The sequence below is a fragment of the Pseudomonas batumici genome (genome assembly GCF_000820515.1).
Taxonomy (GTDB): Bacteria; Pseudomonadota; Gammaproteobacteria; order Pseudomonadales; family Pseudomonadaceae; genus Aquipseudomonas; species Aquipseudomonas batumici.
Window position 1 is genome coordinate 233,490 of sequence record NZ_JXDG01000061.1, and the last position, 18,325, is coordinate 251,814.

At 56.3% G+C, this 18,325-nt stretch carries 13 protein-coding genes and 1 pseudogene; 5 read left to right on the forward strand and 9 right to left on the reverse strand.

Annotated elements, in window-relative coordinates; all coding sequences use genetic code 11:
- The first annotated feature begins 23 nt into the window (after window positions 1-23).
- Entirely contained in the window at window positions 24-551 is a 528-nt protein-coding gene (gene ppa, locus UCMB321_RS24195) for an inorganic diphosphatase (protein ID WP_040071205.1), read from the forward strand.
- A gap of 228 nt (window positions 552-779) precedes the next feature.
- Window positions 780-1,538, forward strand: coding sequence for a LexA family transcriptional regulator (locus tag UCMB321_RS24200; RefSeq protein WP_040071206.1), 759 nt, complete (start codon window positions 780-782; stop codon window positions 1,536-1,538).
- 305 nt (window positions 1,539-1,843) lie between these two features.
- Here UCMB321_RS24200 and UCMB321_RS24205 read toward each other — a convergent pair.
- From UCMB321_RS24205 to UCMB321_RS24220, 4 genes and pseudogenes are all read right to left on the reverse strand, one after another.
- Window positions 1,844-2,668: pseudogene (locus UCMB321_RS24205) on the reverse strand (PDDEXK nuclease domain-containing protein); the annotation flags it as partial.
- Between the two features lie 103 nt (window positions 2,669-2,771).
- Window positions 2,772-3,224: a hypothetical protein gene (locus UCMB321_RS24210; protein WP_040071207.1), complete on the reverse strand. Its 453-nt coding sequence runs from the start codon at window positions 3,222-3,224 to the stop codon at window positions 2,772-2,774.
- 100 nt (window positions 3,225-3,324) lie between these two features.
- Window positions 3,325-3,765, reverse strand: coding sequence for a hypothetical protein (locus tag UCMB321_RS24215; RefSeq protein ID WP_052451349.1), 441 nt, complete (start codon window positions 3,763-3,765; stop codon window positions 3,325-3,327).
- Complete coding sequence (locus UCMB321_RS24220) at window positions 3,765-5,150, reverse strand: hypothetical protein (RefSeq protein WP_157016051.1); 1,386 nt, start codon at window positions 5,148-5,150, stop codon at window positions 3,765-3,767. Before UCMB321_RS24220 ends, UCMB321_RS24215 begins: the two co-directional genes overlap by 1 nt.
- A 342-nt stretch (window positions 5,151-5,492) precedes the next feature.
- Between UCMB321_RS24220 and UCMB321_RS24225 the strand changes: the two genes are divergently transcribed.
- The 3 genes from UCMB321_RS24225 to UCMB321_RS24235 all read left to right on the forward strand — a co-directional run bounded on the left by UCMB321_RS24225 (window position 5,493) and on the right by UCMB321_RS24235 (window position 9,090).
- Window positions 5,493-6,650, forward strand: a complete 1,158-nt coding sequence (locus UCMB321_RS24225) for a GGDEF domain-containing protein (RefSeq protein WP_040071208.1) — start codon at window positions 5,493-5,495, stop codon at window positions 6,648-6,650.
- Between the two features lie 164 nt (window positions 6,651-6,814).
- Window positions 6,815-8,269, forward strand: coding sequence for a leucine-rich repeat domain-containing protein (locus UCMB321_RS24230; protein WP_040071209.1), 1,455 nt, complete (start codon window positions 6,815-6,817; stop codon window positions 8,267-8,269).
- Window positions 8,270-8,742: 473 nt separating this feature from the next.
- Window positions 8,743-9,090 carry a DUF6124 family protein gene (locus UCMB321_RS24235; protein WP_040071210.1) on the forward strand — a complete coding sequence of 116 codons (348 nt, stop codon included), beginning with the start codon at window positions 8,743-8,745 and terminating at the stop codon, window positions 9,088-9,090.
- Window positions 9,091-9,138: 48 nt separating this feature from the next.
- Here UCMB321_RS24235 and UCMB321_RS24240 read toward each other — a convergent pair whose 3' ends face one another.
- The 5 genes from UCMB321_RS24240 to UCMB321_RS24260 form a co-directional block, all read right to left on the reverse strand.
- Complete coding sequence (locus UCMB321_RS24240) at window positions 9,139-10,182, reverse strand: restriction endonuclease (RefSeq protein WP_040071211.1); 1,044 nt, start codon at window positions 10,180-10,182, stop codon at window positions 9,139-9,141.
- Window positions 10,183-10,296: 114 nt separating this feature from the next.
- Complete coding sequence (locus tag UCMB321_RS24245) at window positions 10,297-13,479, reverse strand: type I restriction endonuclease subunit R (protein ID WP_040071212.1); 3,183 nt, start codon at window positions 13,477-13,479, stop codon at window positions 10,297-10,299.
- Between the two features lie 62 nt (window positions 13,480-13,541).
- Window positions 13,542-14,594: a PDDEXK nuclease domain-containing protein gene (locus UCMB321_RS24250; RefSeq protein ID WP_040071213.1), complete on the reverse strand. Its 1,053-nt coding sequence runs from the start codon at window positions 14,592-14,594 to the stop codon at window positions 13,542-13,544.
- Window positions 14,595-14,712: 118 nt separating this feature from the next.
- The gene (locus tag UCMB321_RS24255; RefSeq protein WP_209437202.1) at window positions 14,713-16,038 is read right to left on the reverse strand and encodes a restriction endonuclease subunit S; all 1,326 of its coding nucleotides are present in this window, start codon (window positions 16,036-16,038) and stop codon (window positions 14,713-14,715) included.
- Window positions 16,035-17,954, reverse strand: coding sequence for a type I restriction-modification system subunit M (locus UCMB321_RS24260; protein ID WP_040071214.1), 1,920 nt, complete (start codon window positions 17,952-17,954; stop codon window positions 16,035-16,037). Before UCMB321_RS24260 ends, UCMB321_RS24255 begins: the two co-directional genes overlap by 4 nt.
- Window positions 17,955-18,325: the final 371 nt, after the last annotated feature.

Sequence of the window (18,325 nt, forward strand, 5' to 3'; positions counted from 1 at the left end):
TCAACCAACGGGGGCATCGCCCAATGAGCTACAGCAAGATTCCGGCTGGCAAAGACCTGCCGAACGACATCTACGTCGCGATCGAGATTCCGGCCAACCACGCGCCGATCAAGTACGAAATCGACAAAGACAGCGATTGCCTGTTCGTTGACCGTTTCATGGCCACCCCGATGTTCTACCCGGCCAACTACGGCTTCATCCCCAACACCCTGGCTGACGACGGTGACCCCCTCGACGTGCTGGTCGTGACCCCTTACCCGGTTGCGCCAGGTTCGGTGATCCGCGCCCGTCCGGTCGGCATCCTGCACATGACCGACGACGGCGGCGGCGACGCCAAGGTCCTGGCGGTTCCGCACGACAAGCTGTCCCAGCTGTACGTCGACGTGAAGGAATACACCGACCTGCCACCGCTGCTGCTGGAGCAGATCAAGCACTTCTTCGAGAACTACAAGGATCTCGAGAAAGGCAAGTGGGTGAAAATCGAAGGTTGGGGCGATGCCGAAGCCGCCCGCGCCGAAATCACCAAGTCGGTCGCCGCTTACAAGGGCTGATCCGCCGCGCCCTGGCGCGAATCGAAGAACCCCGGCTTGCCGGGGTTTTTTTATGCCTGTTTACCAATCGGCAAACAAAGTCTTTAATCAATAAACACAATGAATCAAGTACGACTCATTGGATGTAGGAATACTGAACAATCTCAATCAACTTGTGTGTTTTCAGGGGCCATTTTTGAACACCTCGTTTATTTAAACGGATGTAGCACGCCAGTAAACTCTGTGTTCATGAATACATCAGGTGATCGCTTAAGGGCCCTCCTGCGGGAGTGCCACCTATCCGCTTCGGACTTCGCTGCCAACCGGCAAGTGACGCCGCAGCACGTCAACAACTGGTTCAAGCGCGGTATTCCCATGGCGCGGCTGGACGAGATCGCCGAGCTGTTGTGTGTCAACAGCCGCTGGCTACGCGCCGGCGAAGGGCCCAAGCACCCTGGCGGCACGACCAGCGAGGCGGAGGATAAACGCGAAACGCTGCCCCCCCAGAACACCACCCCTTACTCGGCCCACGACGACCTGGCGGCGACCGAGCGCAACGACGTGCAAGTGCCGCTGTACAAGGAAACCCCGACGGCCCCTGGCTCGAACCAGACCCGGATCGCGGCCATCCCCGGGCGCAAGGTCCGTCTGCCCTATCGCATCCTGCAGGCCATGGGGGTCGAGCCGGACCAGGCCATCTGCGCGCCCATGACCGGCAACGCCATGTCGGAAAAAATCCAGGACGGCTCCACCATCGCCATCGACCGCAGCCTGACCCAGGTGGTGGACGGCGAAATCTACGCGCTGGAGCACGACGGCATGTTGCGGGTGAAATATGTCTACCGCCTGCCGTCGGGGGCCTTGCGGTTGCGCAGCCACAACAGCGCCGAGTATCCGGACGAAGTGTTCACCGCGGAGCAGATCGACGAACAGACCATCCGGATACTGGGTTGGGTGTTCTGGTGGTCGACGCTGAACAAGCGACGGCCGCCGGTGCCGTCCAAATAGGGGACAAATCCCTTCTTGTCTGAAAACGACAGCTCTGGCGTGTGGTTTTCGCTGGGCTTCTGTCGTAAATGTCGGTATCCTGCGCGGCACATTTGGGCAGCGTCCTGCTTGCAGCAGGCCAGATTGCCCACGACGCGGCGCGATACAACTGCGCGGTGTCCCACAACCGGACTTGAATGTCTGGATGTCCATTTTGAAGGCGAGTGAGGCTTACCAAAAATAAGCCAAACCCGTCCCCGAGAAGCCGGCCACAAGCCGGCTTTTTAATGCCTTTTGAAAGTTGGTAGGGTTGTGAGCCTGTTCGGTCATTGCGAGTCCTCTTCCGTGGATGCGTCATCACCTGCCAATTCGCGCTCGATCTGTTCGATACTAGGCAGGCTGGTTTGCAGCTCCGCCGGTAGCGATTCCACCAACTGATATTCGGCCACCCCAATGGGGCGGGCGTTATCACGTAGCGCGTATTCAGCCACGACCTTGTTCTTGCTCTTGCACAGCAGCAGGCCAATGGTGGGACCGTCCTGCGGGTGCTTGATCTGGCCATCCACCGCAGCAAGGTAAAAGCTCAACTGTCCCAGGTGCTCAGGCTTGAACTTGCCGGCCTTGAGTTCGATGACCACATAGCAGCGCAGCTTCAGGTGGTAGAACAGCAGGTCGATGAAGAACTCGTCACCGCCCACATCCAACAGCACTTGCTGGCCGACGAACGCAAAACCTGCACCCAACTCCAGAAGGAACTCGGTGACATGCTTGACCAGAGCGCCTTCGATTTCACGCTCCTGCGCATCAACGGTCAGACCGAGAAAGTCGAAGCGGTAAGGGTCCTTCAGCGACTCGCGGGCCAGATCGGAGTGCGGTCTGGGTAGGAGATTTTCAAAGTTACTGACGGCCTTACCACTACGCTCCAGCAGACCACTCTCGATCTGCATCACCAGAACATTGCGCGACCAGTTGTGCTCGATGGCCTTGGCGGCATACCAGCGGCGAGTTTCTGGACCGGGCAGCTTGTCTAGTAGCACCAGATTGTGGCCCCAGGGCAATTGTGCAGCAGCCTGTTGCACAAATTCCGCGTCCGGCCACGCCTCGGCAAAAGCCCGCATGTACTTGAGGTTGCGTGGTGAGCCCCCCTCAACCACACACCACCGAAGAGACCAAAATCGCGCATGACACCATCCGACTTAGCGTCACGAGGATAAAAACTACGAAATAGAGATTACAAAGCTCCGGCTTCAGGACTCAGGCTTTACACAAGGTAACATAAACCTCACCAAGCTCATCCTCAAATAGAACTTTTGAAATAAACCCTGACGCTGGAAACTCTCTAGCCAACGTGACACTCCAACAATCGCTAATAATAACTGACAGTGCACATGCGCCTTCATAGGACATATCTTCAAAGAGCGCAGTGATTTCCACCAAATTTAGCCAACCGGCGATTTCTGAGCTTGTCTGCCCCTGATCAATGCACTCTTGATAGCGATCACTATCAAAATTCTCCTCTATAAAATAGCCTTCCCCCTTTACAACAACAGTCGGACAAAATAGCTTACTGAAAAAAATATAGAAATCATTACTTATGGCGCTGGTCCTCATCACCATATAAAGATATTCGAATTTCGAGAGACTTCGCCCCTCATTGGCCTTTAAAAAAGCTGCGTACCCTTGAGTATCATTTTTTCCGTTACCCATCTACTCCTCGACCTTTCAGCTTGTACTTGTAGACCTCCAAGGTGACACCCATAATATTTTCACATACAACACTTACCAACCAAGCCGATAAAAACAGCTCTCACCGTTGTTTTTTGTCCAGCAATCTAACTGCCGAAAGCTGACTCACCGCGCGAATAGTTTCCGACCTATCGCTCCAAAGTGTCCAGTGCGTACTATCGAATGCTTCAATAGCTAGAACATAGGTTTCTGGAACTATTTCAACATCAGAAGGCTTAATAATTTCAGCGACCGTATTGACTGCAACCACAAGACAGTTGAACGTTTGCTCCATCAACTGTGCGAACTCAAGTAATTGTCCCCACGTCATGATGTCCCCTCTCTCCTGAGAGAATAGAAAATCCTCATACTCATCCATAGACAGGCCATCAGGTGCACAACCCACACCTTGAAACTCGAGAACTGACCACACCCAATCATTATCAGGAATGATCTCCAGCAAATCTTTTAGTAGTAAGACTGCTCCATCCGTTCGGAAGGATGCCAAAGTAACTGAGTTCATTACGGATACTCCAGTGGTCTTGCAGGCCCATGCTTTGGCGTCCCACCCGTAGGATTTGGAATGAAATCATGCTGATGCGGATTCGTATGCTCTCTGGGGCGTCTGTGATCCGTAAAATCGATATCACGCTTGGGCTCCAGCTTTCCATCTTTGTTCAGATGCCACTCTCTGGCTTGCCTGTATTCATCTTTCCTTCCTCTTTTATTTGCAAGCTGGGTGTGGGGCTCTTGGGCATCGGGAACGGGCCTACCATCCTTGTCATTTACTAATTTCCTATCTGGCCGGTATAAAGTGGCCGGATCAATTTCCTTAGGCCATTCAAGCCTGACAACCTGCGCCCCAGCGCCCTTCCCTTCAGCCCTTCCCGCCTTTTTGATTCTAGCGTTCTTGAGGCCTTGACCGAGCCGTTTCAGCCCAGTGCCCAGACGCTGGGTCAATGCCAGATTGCGTACCGACGCGGTGCCTTTCCCCGCCACGCCAGCACCACCGGTGTACATGACCAACAGCGTGATCAGCACAATCTCAAAAACCACCGCACCGCTGAACTCGGCAATCTCTTCGCGGTTCTGGGCTTTTACATAGTCGACGGCAAATCGCGCCAGCAGGTCCCGGCTCGGCCCGTCGTCCATAACGAAGCACGCCGTTTCGTAACTCTCAGCCAACTGCTCACGGGTGATCTTGCTGGGATCGAAGCCCAGTGCTTCCACTAGCTCGCGGTGCTGTTCGTGGGAAAAGTTGCTGCGAAAGGAGGCAATCCAACTACCGCCATTGGAGGCGTCAGCGTTCCAGGCGGCCACCACGACATTGGCAAAGGTAATGAAGGGATTGAGTAGGTCGCCATATTCCTTGAGGCTTTTGACCAATCCCCAAGCGCCATAAAGCGCGCCCTTGCCAATCGCCAGATGGGTATAGAACGCGTTGGCGACAAAGCTGCGTTCGTCCTGGACGGCTTGCAACGCCGCCGCTTCAGCACGCTCCGCAACGAGGATCGCCTCCAGCGCCGCCTGCACCTCGGCACGACTGCGGAGCGCCAACTCTTCAGTGTCGAAATCCGCCAGCATCTGCGCCTGATAAGGCCCGTCGGGAATGCTGCCGACAAAACGACTGTGCTCATCCAGCCGAATCCGAATGGGATCGCCGTTGGCCGGGATTAGCACACAGGGCAGATCACAGCCCAAGCCTTCCCCGTTATCCCAAATGAACTTCAAACCGACATGGCAGTTGCTGGGCGGCACCTTGTGCTCGATAACCCGTTTTGCCTGGCTGTAGAAGTCGCCGTTATAGGGCGTTGGAGGCGGCGCGCGGCGCTCGGAATTGCGAGGCGGCAGAGGAATACACGGGCCGGGCGTGGGCGAATAATTGCCCCTGGAATCGTAATGGCCCACGGTTAACGAGATCCCTGTTTCAACGGTCGTTCGCTCCTTGAGAGGGACCGACGGAAACAGAAAATCAGGTGTTCGGCCCAGTTGCCGAAGCTTACGTTCGAGGCCGAAAGGAAGTGACCGCATTGAATGTCAGGCAACTCAACGCTGTCTGTAGGATCCTGACTTGCAGGCCCGCTCAACAAGCGGGCAGCCCCTCGGAGATATCGCTACAATCCCGCCGAGTGTTTACCAAGGTGCTCGCTCACGTGCCAAGTCCTGCTTTCCACCTCGCGGTGTTCCCTGGCACCCACCACCGTCGCCCCGGGTTATTCCCGGTCGCCAGCTGAACAGGGTTGCCTGAACATGACGCTGCTGCACATCCCGACGCTGTTGCTGGTCTCGGTCTTCATCTTCTGCCTGATGGGGCTTTTGAGCCTGCACGCCTGGCTGCGTGAAACCCGCGAGCGTTGCCTCGCCTACCTGGGCAGCATGATGTTGCTGGCGTCCCTCGGCCTACTGCTGGGGAGCTTGCGCGGCATGGGGATCGACTTTGTGCCGATAGTGCTGGGCAACGTGATCCTGTTGCTGAGCGCGGCCATGAACTGGACGGCCATGCGAGTGTTTGCCGGGCGCCCGCCCTCGGTGCCGGGCATATTGGCAGGCGCGGCGACCTGGCTGGCATTGTGTCTGGTGCCGACCTTCCTGGCGTCGTTTCCATTGCGGGTGTCCGCCTACTCGGCGCTGGCGGCCAGCTACGGCGGGCTGACCTTGCTGGAGTTCTGGCGTAGCCGCCACCGTCTCGAAGCCTCCTACCTTCCCGCGCTGACCCTGACGGCACTACAAACACTTTTCTACTGCGTGCGGATCTTTGCCGATACCGGCATGGGCCCGGCCCGCGCGTTCGCGGGCAACGGCGAAGGCCTGCCATTTTTTTCCTTCCTGCTGTTCGAGTCCATGGTCTACATGGTCGGAATCGGCTACGTGACCCTGGCCATGGTCAAGGAACGCGCCGAACGCCAGCTCAAGGCGGCGGCCTACAGCGATCCCCTAACCAACATCGGCAACCGACGATCGTTCATGCTCAAGAGCGAAACGCTGCTGGCCGACTGCGAACGTCGCGGGACGTCGGCGGCGCTGCTGCTCTGCGACCTGGACCACTTCAAGCGCCTGAACGACACCTTCGGCCATGCCGTGGGGGACCAGGCGCTGATCGCCTTCAGCCGGATGACGACACAGATCCTGCGCCCGGCCGATGTGTTCGGACGCATTGGCGGGGAAGAGTTTGCCTGTGTGTTGGGCGATAGCAACGAAGCGAGGGCAGTGGAAGTCGCGGAGCGGATTCGGGCCGGATTTTCCGGGCTGGCACTGCTGGAACCGGGATTTCTCAGTGTGAGCATCGGGCTGGTGAGCACAGGGGAATCGGGGTACGAACTTTCGCGATTGCTATCGGTGGCGGATGAAGCGCTTTATGGGGCCAAGGGGAAAGGACGCGATCGGGTGGAGGTGGCTCAAGCCCGCTGACCTGGACATCCAGGATCATCGTTCAAACACTCCCTGTGCATCTCGCGCCCCTTTTTTCACCCATGTCTCTGGACACCAGGCTGACTTCACTGGCTAATACTTGCGTCAATCCTTTCGGCTCACCCACTTCGGACTCGTAACCAGTGCTGAACCGCAACGCTCTGATGGCCCAACTCTCTGCCACACCCGATGACATTGCAGCGCGTGCTTCGCTTTATCGCGATCTGCTCGACACCGGAGAGGCTTCACTGGATGGTTTACGAGTCGCTGCGGGCCTGTGCGATCCGGCCGCGATCGCCGTTATTGCCCACTTGAACACCACAGCGCATGCAAATCGCCCCGAGGTCTTGTTGTCGCAGCTTCGTGGACTGCCCGTCGACCATGTGGAGTTGGAGAATGCCAAGCCTGAGTGGTTTGACGCTCTTGCTGGTCTGCCATTGCGTACGCTGGTACTCAACAGCCCGAAGTTCAGCTGCGATCAGCATGTATGGCGACGCTTGCCAGCCGTTGCCCTTGAAACATTGGAAATCGGCGGTTTTTGGCGCAATGACAATGCTACCAGCCTTCCTTCACTCGAACGGCTGCGCCGGCTGAAGTTGGAAACCTACGGCGAAGACTTCGACGACCGTTTCCTCCACCAACTCGGCAGTAGCGCACTGCAGGAACTGTCGTTGAACCGTTGTGATGAGGTCACCGACGACGGCCTGCTCGGACTGTCACCACTCAAGTTGCGATCACTCACATTCGAGCGCGCAGGGGAACTCACTTCACGTGGAATGGAGCACTTGGGTCATCATCCACTCGAACAGTTGTCGCTCGGCTGGAATAGCGCAATCCTGGACGATCCTTCCTGGCTCCGCGACCTGACGGCATTGCGGTCGCTGAGCCTCGATTACTGTTACGCAAACGACGCAACGCTCCACGCCATCCGGGACCTGTCGATCGAACGGCTTTCGCTGCAATCTTCGTATGTCTGTGAAGACGACATAGCGGAACTGGAAGGCATGCCACTCGCCGACCTGGATCTCAAATCTTCACAGCAAATGATCGAGCGGCTCGATGCGCTGCACGCGTTTCCACTGAAGCGCTTGGGACTCTCCGATGTGCAAGGCATCGACGCGCGTACGTTGCGAGATCTGCGCGGTTTGGACCTGGAATCGCTGGACCTTTCATTGAACGACATCACTGGCAAGGAACTGAAACAACTGGCTGGCCTGCCGCTGAAGCGGCTCAATCTCAGCTTTTGTCGCGGCATTGACGGCAAGGCTCTGCGGATGCTCGTCGAATTGGGATTGCCGTTGGAACAACTTGAGATAGGCGGTCTGGATCTACGCGATACCGACCTGGCCTGTTTGCGCGATCTGCCGCTGCAGCGCCTCGGGTTATATGAAAGTCCTTGGCTCACTGATGCCGGAGTCGCTCACCTCGCGCGTCTGCCACTGCGAGATCTGACGCTCGCGGCAGGCCCAGGGGAATCGCAGATCACTTCAGCGGCGGTGCCCGTGTTGGAGCAGTTGCCGCTGCAAAAATTGTGGTTGCCGAACTCCTCCGGGATCAGCGCAGAGGGGTGGGATCGCTTGGCCAGATTGCCAACCCGTGTGACTGGGCCCGGCATTTGAAAGGCGGTGAACATCCAGATGCCCGCTGGGTCCTGTCAGTCCTGAATACCTGGGAAATATCAGGACCCAGCAAGAGAACTTGTGCCCCCTTTCAGCTTTTTAACGCCTGTAAATCAGCTGCGCTTTTTCAGTGATCTTGCAGCGCCAGCAAGACAACTCGCTTTCCTTTGAATGAAGTTTCCTAGAAAATCCTGACCGCTTGTGCCTGCCAATTTCGGTAGCTAGTCTTGATCCTGTCACTGCCAATTCAGTGACCGGGTTTAGTCGCCCGGAAGTTCTACATTGGGCGCACAAGCGCCACCTCCCGGTCGGGCGCTATTTTTTCGCCTACCGCTTTATGGTGGCTGTGCGCAGGGCACCCTCGTGGTGCGCCGGGTTCCCAATGTTCCGGTCGACTAACCTGCGTACAGCTGCCACCCACTCGTTTAGTCGCAAGTTATGGCAGCGCCATCCAACATTGGAGATGCGCAATCATGTTCAAGGTAACGCCCAATCCACCGGTTTCCTCCGGTATCGAAAGCATTGACCCCCAAGCCGCAGATCGCGCCTTGGCGTACTACATACTGCCTCAGGGCGGCAGTCCAAAACGTCCTGGCACCACAGGAACACAAGACAAGGCCTCTGGCACGCAAAGCCGAGAAGAAGCCCTCGTCAACGCCAGCTCAATCCTGGACTCCGCTGCCGCCACCGCCTATGAAAATGCTGACAACCTCACTGGTGCAAATCGCAAAGTGGCGATGGGCGTCGTGCATCTGATCGAGTTGGCTCAACGGGAGGTGGACTCAGTGATTGAGGATCTGCCCGCCGGGGTAACAAGCTGACAGAAAGCAGCGCGGAATAAAAAGGGGAGCTTGCTCCCCTTTCACTGACTAAACATCCTCAGTCAATGCCACGGTCCAAATGCGTTTTAGCGGCAGTTCAGACTTAATGGACTCGTCCAATCGGTCGTAATACAAGAAAAGCTGATCCAACAGATCGTTCTGATTCCAGAGACGCAGACGGAAAAAGCTGGACGCCAACTCCTTTTGTACCGTGCTGCGATACCCACCCCAAGCCACGAACAGTCCCTGGCTCGCGTTGAACTTGCTCATCGCCCCCAACAACTTATCCACAGTCGGCCGGTCGACAAGACCATCGCCCGACTTCACCTCGACACAAATGGTTTGTTCGCCAAAGCCCATAACGCCGTTGCTGGCCAAAATATCGACACCGCCATCGGCTCCCTCCGGGCTCTGCCAAATACTAAAACCCTGAGCTTTCAAGATCGCTGCCACTAGGGTAGTTAGTCGATGCCCCTTGAAGCGCCGTGCGATCAAACGCGCGATATGATCCTTACCGGTGAGTTCCAGGTCAGTTTCAGCCTCTTCCACCGCGGCCTCATCTGACGCCGTTGCTAAATCGCCCACCAACTGTTTCATCGTTTCAGGCTGCCAGCCACTAGCTGCCATCGCTCGAATTCGGGATTCGGCGTTGTTGCGACGAATACGACAGATGGTCATGAACGCGCCGAAGCTATAGAGCAAGTCCTGAGAGAACTGAGCGCGTGGAATCGCCTCACCAATCCAGCGAACGGAGCGCCAGTGAAAGAAAGGGCTGGAGCCTTGCGCCTCAAATTGGTAGTCACCAAGGATCTCGCCAATGTAGACGACCGGCTGGGTTTTAAGCGGCATGACGACCCAGTCACCCACCTGCATGCGTTGAGCAAAGGGCCAGACCTGACTGCTCCAATTTTGCAGAGTCTTGGGCTTAGATTCAGGGTAACGCTCAGCCAGCACGCTTTGCACCTGCTCACGTTCTTCAAAACGGCTCAGATCCACGTCCAGCAACCCCCACGTCACATAGACCCGTCGTTCACTGATGAACTTTTCTTCGAACTCTCCGGCGGAACCAGCCCGAACCAACCAAACGGCCATACCTGTACTCCTTGTCTGCCTCTTGGGGCACGGACTAAAACCAATACGTTGAACGCATAGCGGCAGGTTGCTTCCTCAGTCTCCTGCTTGTCTAAATGCTACTTTTTGGAAAGCTCAACCCCTGCTCGAACTCAGTAGGTCTGCCCCAGCATCCTTTTTCAGCAACTCATACACCACCGTCAGGAACACATCTCGCGTCGCCTCGTCGCTCAACAGCTTGGTCGCCATATTGGCGTGGCTGCTCATGGCGCCAGCAATCGCTTGGATGGCTTTTGTCGGCAGATCAGCTCTCATGGCCTGATCCATGGTGTTGTTCTGCACCTGGGCCATGACCACACTGTCGCTGCGCAGCTTTTCTGATACATGCACGGCAAAGGCCACTTGGTCGGTGTCGGTGATGTCCTTACCAAAGGCGTTGTTGAGTTTCTCGATAAGCTCGATGAGGTACTTTTTCTCACGGTCGCGTGCTTCGCGCAGGCCGTTGTCGGTCATGCCATACAAACCAGGAACCTCAGCCGCTACACCAACGCCACTCAGGTCGTCGCCTTTTTTGATCTTGTAATGGGTGAGCTTCAGATCGCCCAAATCGACCTGTTCGGCGCTGATCCCTTTCAGGCGCTTTCGCAGCAGCCGTGCGTAGCTGGCGAAGGCTTCCAACGAAGGGTCACCGAACTCCACCAGTTGCGCGATGTACTCGTAGGCACGCACGAACGCGGTCAGACTTTCACTGAAGACCATCAGTTCGTCACGCGTTTTGCAGTACTCGGAGCGCTGCACATCGGCGTACTCCATACCTTTGTCGTCGCCGTTGTCATGGGCAGACTCCCAAGCCTTTTCCCACTGGTCGATGGCATCGTTGAGCGTCTTCAGTTTGCCATTGAAGCGGTCAGTGGCCGACTGAGTCAGTGAGTAGAGTTTCTGGTGAGTGACGGTCAGATCGACGATGGCATCGCCGAACGTCTCAACCTCGGCCTGCTCATAAATGAACATGCCATCCAGCCGCTGTTTGATGTCGTAAACGATGTTCGGGTCCTGAATATCCGTCACCTGGGCATCGCGGTAGAAGGTTTTGAACCCTGCGAGGATTTCCTCGGCCTCGTTGGCAAAGTCGATGACGTAGGTCTTGTCCTTACCGGGAAAGGTGCGGTTCAGACGTGAAAGTGTCTGCACAGCCTCAACACCGGAGATTTTCTTGTCCAGATACATGGCCACTAACTTGGGCTGGTCAAACCCAGTTTGGTACTTGTTGGCGACGATCATCACTCGGTAGTCCGACGTATCGAACACGCTACGCATATCGCGACCATGCAAGCCGGGATTTAGGTTGGTTTCGCTGAACTGATGATCCGCAGGCAGACTGCTTTCCTCTACATCACTGTTAGGCACTTCTCCAGAGAAAGCCACCATGGCCTGCACGTTGTTGTAGCCCTTGCGCTGACAGTAATCCTGCAACGCCAGGTGATACTTAACCGCTGCAGCACGGGAGCTAGTCACCACCATAGCCTTGGCCTGGCCGCCAAGCAGGTGCGCAACGTTCTTGCGAAAATGCTCGGCGATCAGTTCCACTTTCTGCCCGACGTTCACCGGGTTGAGCGCCAGCCACTTGGCCAGCTTGCGCCTGGCGCTCTTTTCGTCCACACGCGTGTCATCGACAAACTCGCTACCGATTTTGAAGGCCACGTTGTAACTGGTGTAGTTCTTCAGCACATCGAGAATGAAACCTTCCTCAATAGCCTGCTGCATGGTGTAGAGGTGGAACGGAGCAGGAGGATTGTCCTGGCTCACGGGCAACGCCGAGTTGCGCGGGCGCCCAAACAGGCTGAGGGTTGAATGCTTGGGCGTGGCGGTGAAAGCAAAGTAGCTGGCGTTACCAGGGCGACTGCGCGAGGCCTGCCACACGGATAGGCGGTCTTCCTTGGAGAGGTTTTCCCACTCTGCCTCGCTCTGCCCGGTCAGTACGTAGCGCAGGTCATCAGCGGTACTGCCCCCAGTCGAGCTGTGCGCCTCATCGATGATGATGGCAAAGCGACGGGTGCGTAGACTCTGCTCGCCAAGAATAATTTTCTGCGCATGGGGAAAGGTTTGCAGGGTGCAGACAATAATCGGCACACCTTCCAGCATGGCTTTGGCCAACTGCTGGCTCTTGGGCAAACTGGATTGCTGACGGTCGATGGCACACACCACCCCGGCCTGATGCTCGATCTGCTGGATGGCATCCTGGAGCTGCTGATCCAGCACCTGACGGTCGGTCACCACGATCACGCTGTGAAAGTACGGATCACCATCCGGACGTCGAACACGGATCAACGAATGCGCGGTCCAGGCGATGGTATTGGTCTTTCCCGAGCCAGCACTGTGCTGGATTAAGTAGGGTTGCCCCGCCCCTTCGATGCGCACGGCATCGATCATCTTGGTCACGCCTTCCCACTGGTGAAAACGCGGGAAGATCAGGCCTTCCTTGAAATAAGTCTTACCATTGACGTCCTGGGCTTCCTTGCGCTCCTGCAACACGAAGCGATGGAAAATATGCAACCAGTTGTCTTTTTGGAGCACTCGCTCCCAGAGGTAGCTCACCGGATAGCTGTCATTGTCGCCAGACGGGTTGCCCGCTGCGCCATCGTTGCCCCGGTTGAACGGCAGGAAAAAAGTCGAGTCACCCGCCAGTTTAGTGGTCATGCGAATGTCGCTGTCGCTCATGGCGAAATGCACCACCGCCCCCCGCTTGAAGGTCAGCAACGGCTCCAGGCCACCACTTTTCCGCTCAGGTTTGCGATCCATGCGGTACTGCTGCATTGCGGCTTGTACTGATTGGGTGAAGTCGGTCTTCAGCTCCACTGTAGCCACGGGAATGCCGTTGATGAAGAAAGCTAGGTCGATCTCGTCGGCCTTGTCCAGGGAGTAACGCAGCTGCGGTACCACGCGCAGGCGGTTGGCGGTATAGCGTTTGATCACTGTTGCGTTGCGGTCATCCTCTGGCAGGCCTTGGCTCATCGCCAGCGTGCCGCCACCGGCAATAGCAAAACCGTAACGCAGCACATTAACGGTGCCACCCTCGGTCTTGTTATCGAGCTGTTTGACCAAGCGATCCAATACGGCGTTTTCGGTGCCTGTTCCATTTATGGCGCGCAGCTTATCCATTGCGTCGGGCTGACTGTTTTCCAACCAGAGAAACACATCCTCCGGAAACAGCGCTCGCCCCGCGTCATAGTCGGCGGACTTTCCGACCAGCCAACCGTTGGCCGTCAGTTGCTCGACGATGTGGCGCTCTAGCTCGCACTCGTGGTGGATGTGGTTCATAACGTCCCTCGTTATTCATTCTCAAGTCCGGCTGATTTAACCCGACGTGCCCAACGGCTTGTTTAATCCAATCCCAAAGAAGGGTTCACATCCAGCAAGGCCCGCTCGCGATCCAACTCAGCGCGCAACTCCTCCTCAGTTGGCAGCACCAACTTGTACTTGCTGGCAAAGAGTTGCTCATTGCCCTGCAAGACCGAGTAACGCACTACCGAAGCATCCTTCTGCGCGCAAAGAATGATGCCAACCGTGGGGCCATCTTCCGGGCCGCGCTTAAGGTCGTCATACATGCGCACATACATGTCCATCTGACCAATGTCCTGATGGGTCAGCTCGCCACGCTTGAGGTCGAAAATCACGAAGCACTTGAGTAGATAGTTGTAAAACACTAGGTCGATGTAGAAGTCTTTGCTTTCGGTACTGATACGCTGCTGCCGTGCAACAAAAGCGAAGCCCTTGCCCAGCTCTAGCAGGAAGCCCTGCAATTGGTGGATCAACGCCTGCTCCAAGTCGCTCTCCAGCAAAGCACCCGCATTCGGCAAACCGAGAAACTCCAACAGTACCGGGTCACGCACAAACTCTCGGGGGCTTTTACCCAGTGCCTGCACGTTGCTCACGGCCTCCTGCTCCACCGCGGTACGGTCCTGACTGGCCAGTAAGCGCTCGTAGTAAAGCGTACCGATCTGCCGCTCCAGTGCACGGGTACTCCAATTCTGCGTGGCCGCTTCGGCCATGTACCACTGCCGGGCAGTGTCGCTTTCCACCTTGAGCAGCGTACGGTAATGCGTCCAGCTCAATTCGCGACGCAGTGCGTCGTATTTTGGAAAGGCCAGGAAAAAGCCACGCATATGGCGCAGATTTGTTGCGTCAAAACCCTTGCCGAACTCAGCGCTCAGTACCTTGGCCAGGGTCGGTAGCAGTTTTTTGCCATAGACGGCACGCGCTTCACCACCCTGCTCGAATTCGACGATATAACGACCAATCTCCCAGCAGGTTTGTACCTGTAACACATCCACGGTACGCAGCGCCTGCTGACGGGCCTGCCGAATTAGCCCGGCCAAGCTGCCGAGCAACGGTTGTAGCTGCGTATCCGGATGGAGCGGCGGGGTGGGACTCATAGCACCTCCGGTACAGGATTCATATTGTTCAACTGCTGGCCCTGCCAGACCGCGTAAGTCTGGCCAAGACCAGTAAGCGCACCGCCTACCAGAAACAAGCAGAGGCTATACCCTTGGCTCATACTGCCTCCCGCAAGTCGATTTGGCCGGTGACGGCGGCGGTAATCAGGGCGGCGCGGCGCTCTTTGAGGAGTTTGATACTGAACTCAGTTCTGGCGGAAAGGCTATCCAAAGAACTCAATCGATTATTGAGCCAATCGGAAATGCGGTGTTGCTCATCCGGCGGAGGCAAGGGAATTTCAAAGCTATTAAGCGTCTCTGTTGTGAGCTGGTTGATAGTTGTCGTCAGGAAACGTCCAGACTGAAATTTGAAAAGTGCTGAATTCAGAACGTGGTAAACGAACTGGTTTGCGTCACTGCGAAACACGGTGGTGAAGGCACCAAAGCTGTGCCCAACTGCGCTCTTGTCAATCAAGGCGTTTTTGCCTATCAGAGCGCGACTCCCGTTCCGAGAGCAAATCAGAATGTCTCCCTCTCTAGTCAGAAGGTCATTCGGGATTTTGGTGCTCACATAGACGTTGTCACCAAGAAACAGTCGCCCATCTTGAATATTGGATGATCGCAGAACCAAAGAGCCATCAGTCTCATCAACCACATCGTCCGGGGAGTAAGTGAGTCCAATGATCGCTGAGCCAATATATTTGAGCGGCTTTAGCTCCCAGTGCTCCGGCACCGCCCCCAGCCACTCCACGCCGGAGTCTTTCATTTTCACACTAGGGTCGAGGCCCTTGGTGACGGCATGGGTGATCAGCGCCTGGCGCTTTTCGCGCAGCAGTTCGATAAAGCGGGTTTTCTTCTCCACCAGCGCGTCAATGCGGGCTGTCTCATGGTCAAGGTGGGAAAGAATTGCGCATTGCTCTTCACTAGGTGGAACTGTGAGCTGCATGGATGTCCATGCCTCCATACGGAGAGCCTTTGTTCCATGCCCCGCCTCTTCAAGACGGCGCAGCGACTCGTCAGCTAACCCTCTGAGCAAATGAGCCAAAAATCTTCCGTCCAGCTTCGACGACGCATGCAGAGCCTTCAAATCCTGATTGATTGCCATAGGTACCATGGCTTCAGACACAGGAAATATCCGCGCCAGAATCATTCCTCTGACCACGACCAAAACGCTTCCTGCGGGAACCAGAGATGCGGCACCAGATGTAACCGCCAGTTCCGTCAGATGATCTTGCGTGTCCTCAAGCTGTTCCTTTTTGAGGTCTTTTGCCGAGGCCCAAGGGATATCGCCATCCCAAAATTCAAGCTTATCTTTGCTGGGAGTGCCTCCACTGCGGAACGTCACAACGGACTTGAGTGGCGAGACAGCCCAATGCTCCGGCACCAGGCCTAACCACTCCACGCCAGAATCCTTATACACCGGGTACGGTTTGTAATGACTCACGCCGTCACCTCCCCCAACAGTGCGGCAATCTCAGCCTCCACCGCCTTCAGATCGGCGTCAATCTCAGCCAGCGCACGCGGCGGTTGGTATACGTAGAAGTAACGGTTGAAATTGATCTCATAGCCGACGATGCCGACCTGACCATCCTTCGCATCCAGCTTACCGGTATCGATCCAGGCATCTGACACATGGGGTAGCACTTCGCGAGTGAAGTAATCGTCGATGGACTGATTGAGCGGCACGTTCTCGTTTTCGCGTAGGTCGCTATCAGCCTGCACATTGCCCTTGTCGTCCAACACCGGCTGGGCTTCTGCATCGCGCTCGCCAAAGCAGGCCAGCGCGGCTTTCAGTGCGGCCTTACCGAGCTTCTTGATTCCCGCAGCCTTGAGAAAGGCTGGCAGGTTGTCGAAGCTGCCTTCGACTTTGGCAAAAGCTTCGGCTTGATCAGCACCTTTGGTATTTTGATAAGTCGCGAGCTTGTCCGATGTCACCGAGAAACGCAGGCGCAACGGACGCTCAACGGTGATGCGGCGGTAGCCGAAGTCGGTAGTGGCAAACACTTTGCTATTTGGTGCGTTTTCACCGGCCTCGTGCAGCTTGGTGATTTCAGCAATCTGCTGTTCAGAGAGAAACTTGCGCTTGCTGCCCAGGCTCTTACGCATGGGTGCGTGCATGGCCGTGGCATCGATCAGTTGCACCTGACCTTTGCGCGTAGCGTCCTTGTGGTTGGATAGCACCCAGATATAGGTGCCGATGCCGGTGTTGTAGAACAGGTCGTTAGGCAGAGCGATGATCGCTTCCAGCCAGTCGTTCTCCAGTATCCAGCGGCGGATCTCCGACTCGCCCGAGCCCGCACCACCGTTAAACAGTGGAGACCCGGACAGGACGATACCGATGCGCGTGCCACCCTGCTCAGCTGGCTTTCGCTTGGACAGCAGGTGCATGAGGAACAGCAGCGAACCATCACCCACCCGCGGTAGACCAGCACCGAAGCGCCCGGCGAAACCGAGGTTAGTTTGCTCATCCTGCACCTGCTTTTGCACCTTCTCCCATTTCACACCAAACGGCGGGTTGGCCAGACAGTAGTCGAACTGCTCATGGGGCAGTAGATCGTTGGAGAGGGTGTTTCCGAGTTTGATGTTCTTGGTCTCGAAGCCCTGGATCAGCTTATCCGCCACCGAGATGGCGTAGGTTTCTGGGTTCAATTCCTGGGCATAGGGAACCAGGCGGGCATTGGAGTTCCACTCGGCCACTTGTTCGATCGCAGAGGAAAGGAAACCACCGGTTCCGGCGGCGCAGTCGTACACGGTACGCACCACGCCCTCGCCATTCAGCGCCTGATGGTCAGGAGCAAATACCAGTGTGGTGGCTAGACGAACCACATCACGCGGGGTAAAGAACTCCCCAGCGGTGTCATTGGCCGACTCGGCAAACTTGCGGATCAAGTGCTCGAACACCAGGCCCATTTCGTGGTTGCTAATGACGTTCGGGTGCAAGTCGATGCTGGCGAACTTCTGTGTCACCAGGTACAGCAGGTTGGCTTTCTCCAATTTCTCCAGCCAACCATCGAAGGCAAAGTGCTCGAACACCTGACGGGAGTTGGCGGAGAACTTGGCGATGTAGTCCTCCAGGTTGGCGCGGGTGCTGGTGGAGCCGACACTGTCCAGGGCGAACTGTGAAACGTTGTAGAAGGTAGCGCCAGCGGCGGTGGGAAGAATCAAATCCATATCCACACCGATGGACTGCATGGCCTGGTACTGACTACGGACCTTGTCGCGAGTTGGCTCCAGCACACACTCCAGACGACGCAGAACGGTGAACGGCAGGATGATGCGACCGAACTCCGACTGCTTGAAGTCTCCACGCAGCACATCGGCCACGCTCCAGATGAAGTCGGCTAGGTTTTGCTGGTTCACGCGGGAGAATCCTTATCTAAGGTGTATCGCAGAGAAGGACTCAGCCCGTAAATGACCGCCAACAGCCTCTCTGCGAGCGCTATTACGAATAGCTGAACCTTAACCTCTTGGGCAAATCAGAGCCAGCACGATGGATCTGCCCCGTAGACTTTTCAAGCAGTTGCCCTGTGAATACGCCGGGTGGGGCACCCCGGACTATCTCCATCAGGCTTCCAACCCAATACAGCACCAATTGATTGCAGCGCAGCATCAGTACGTTCGAAAGTCACCGAGTCGAACGCTCTGAGAACAGGGTGACTTCCGCGGTGACTTCCACGGTGACTTCCACGGTGACTTCCACGGTGACTTCCACGGTGACTTCCACGGTGACT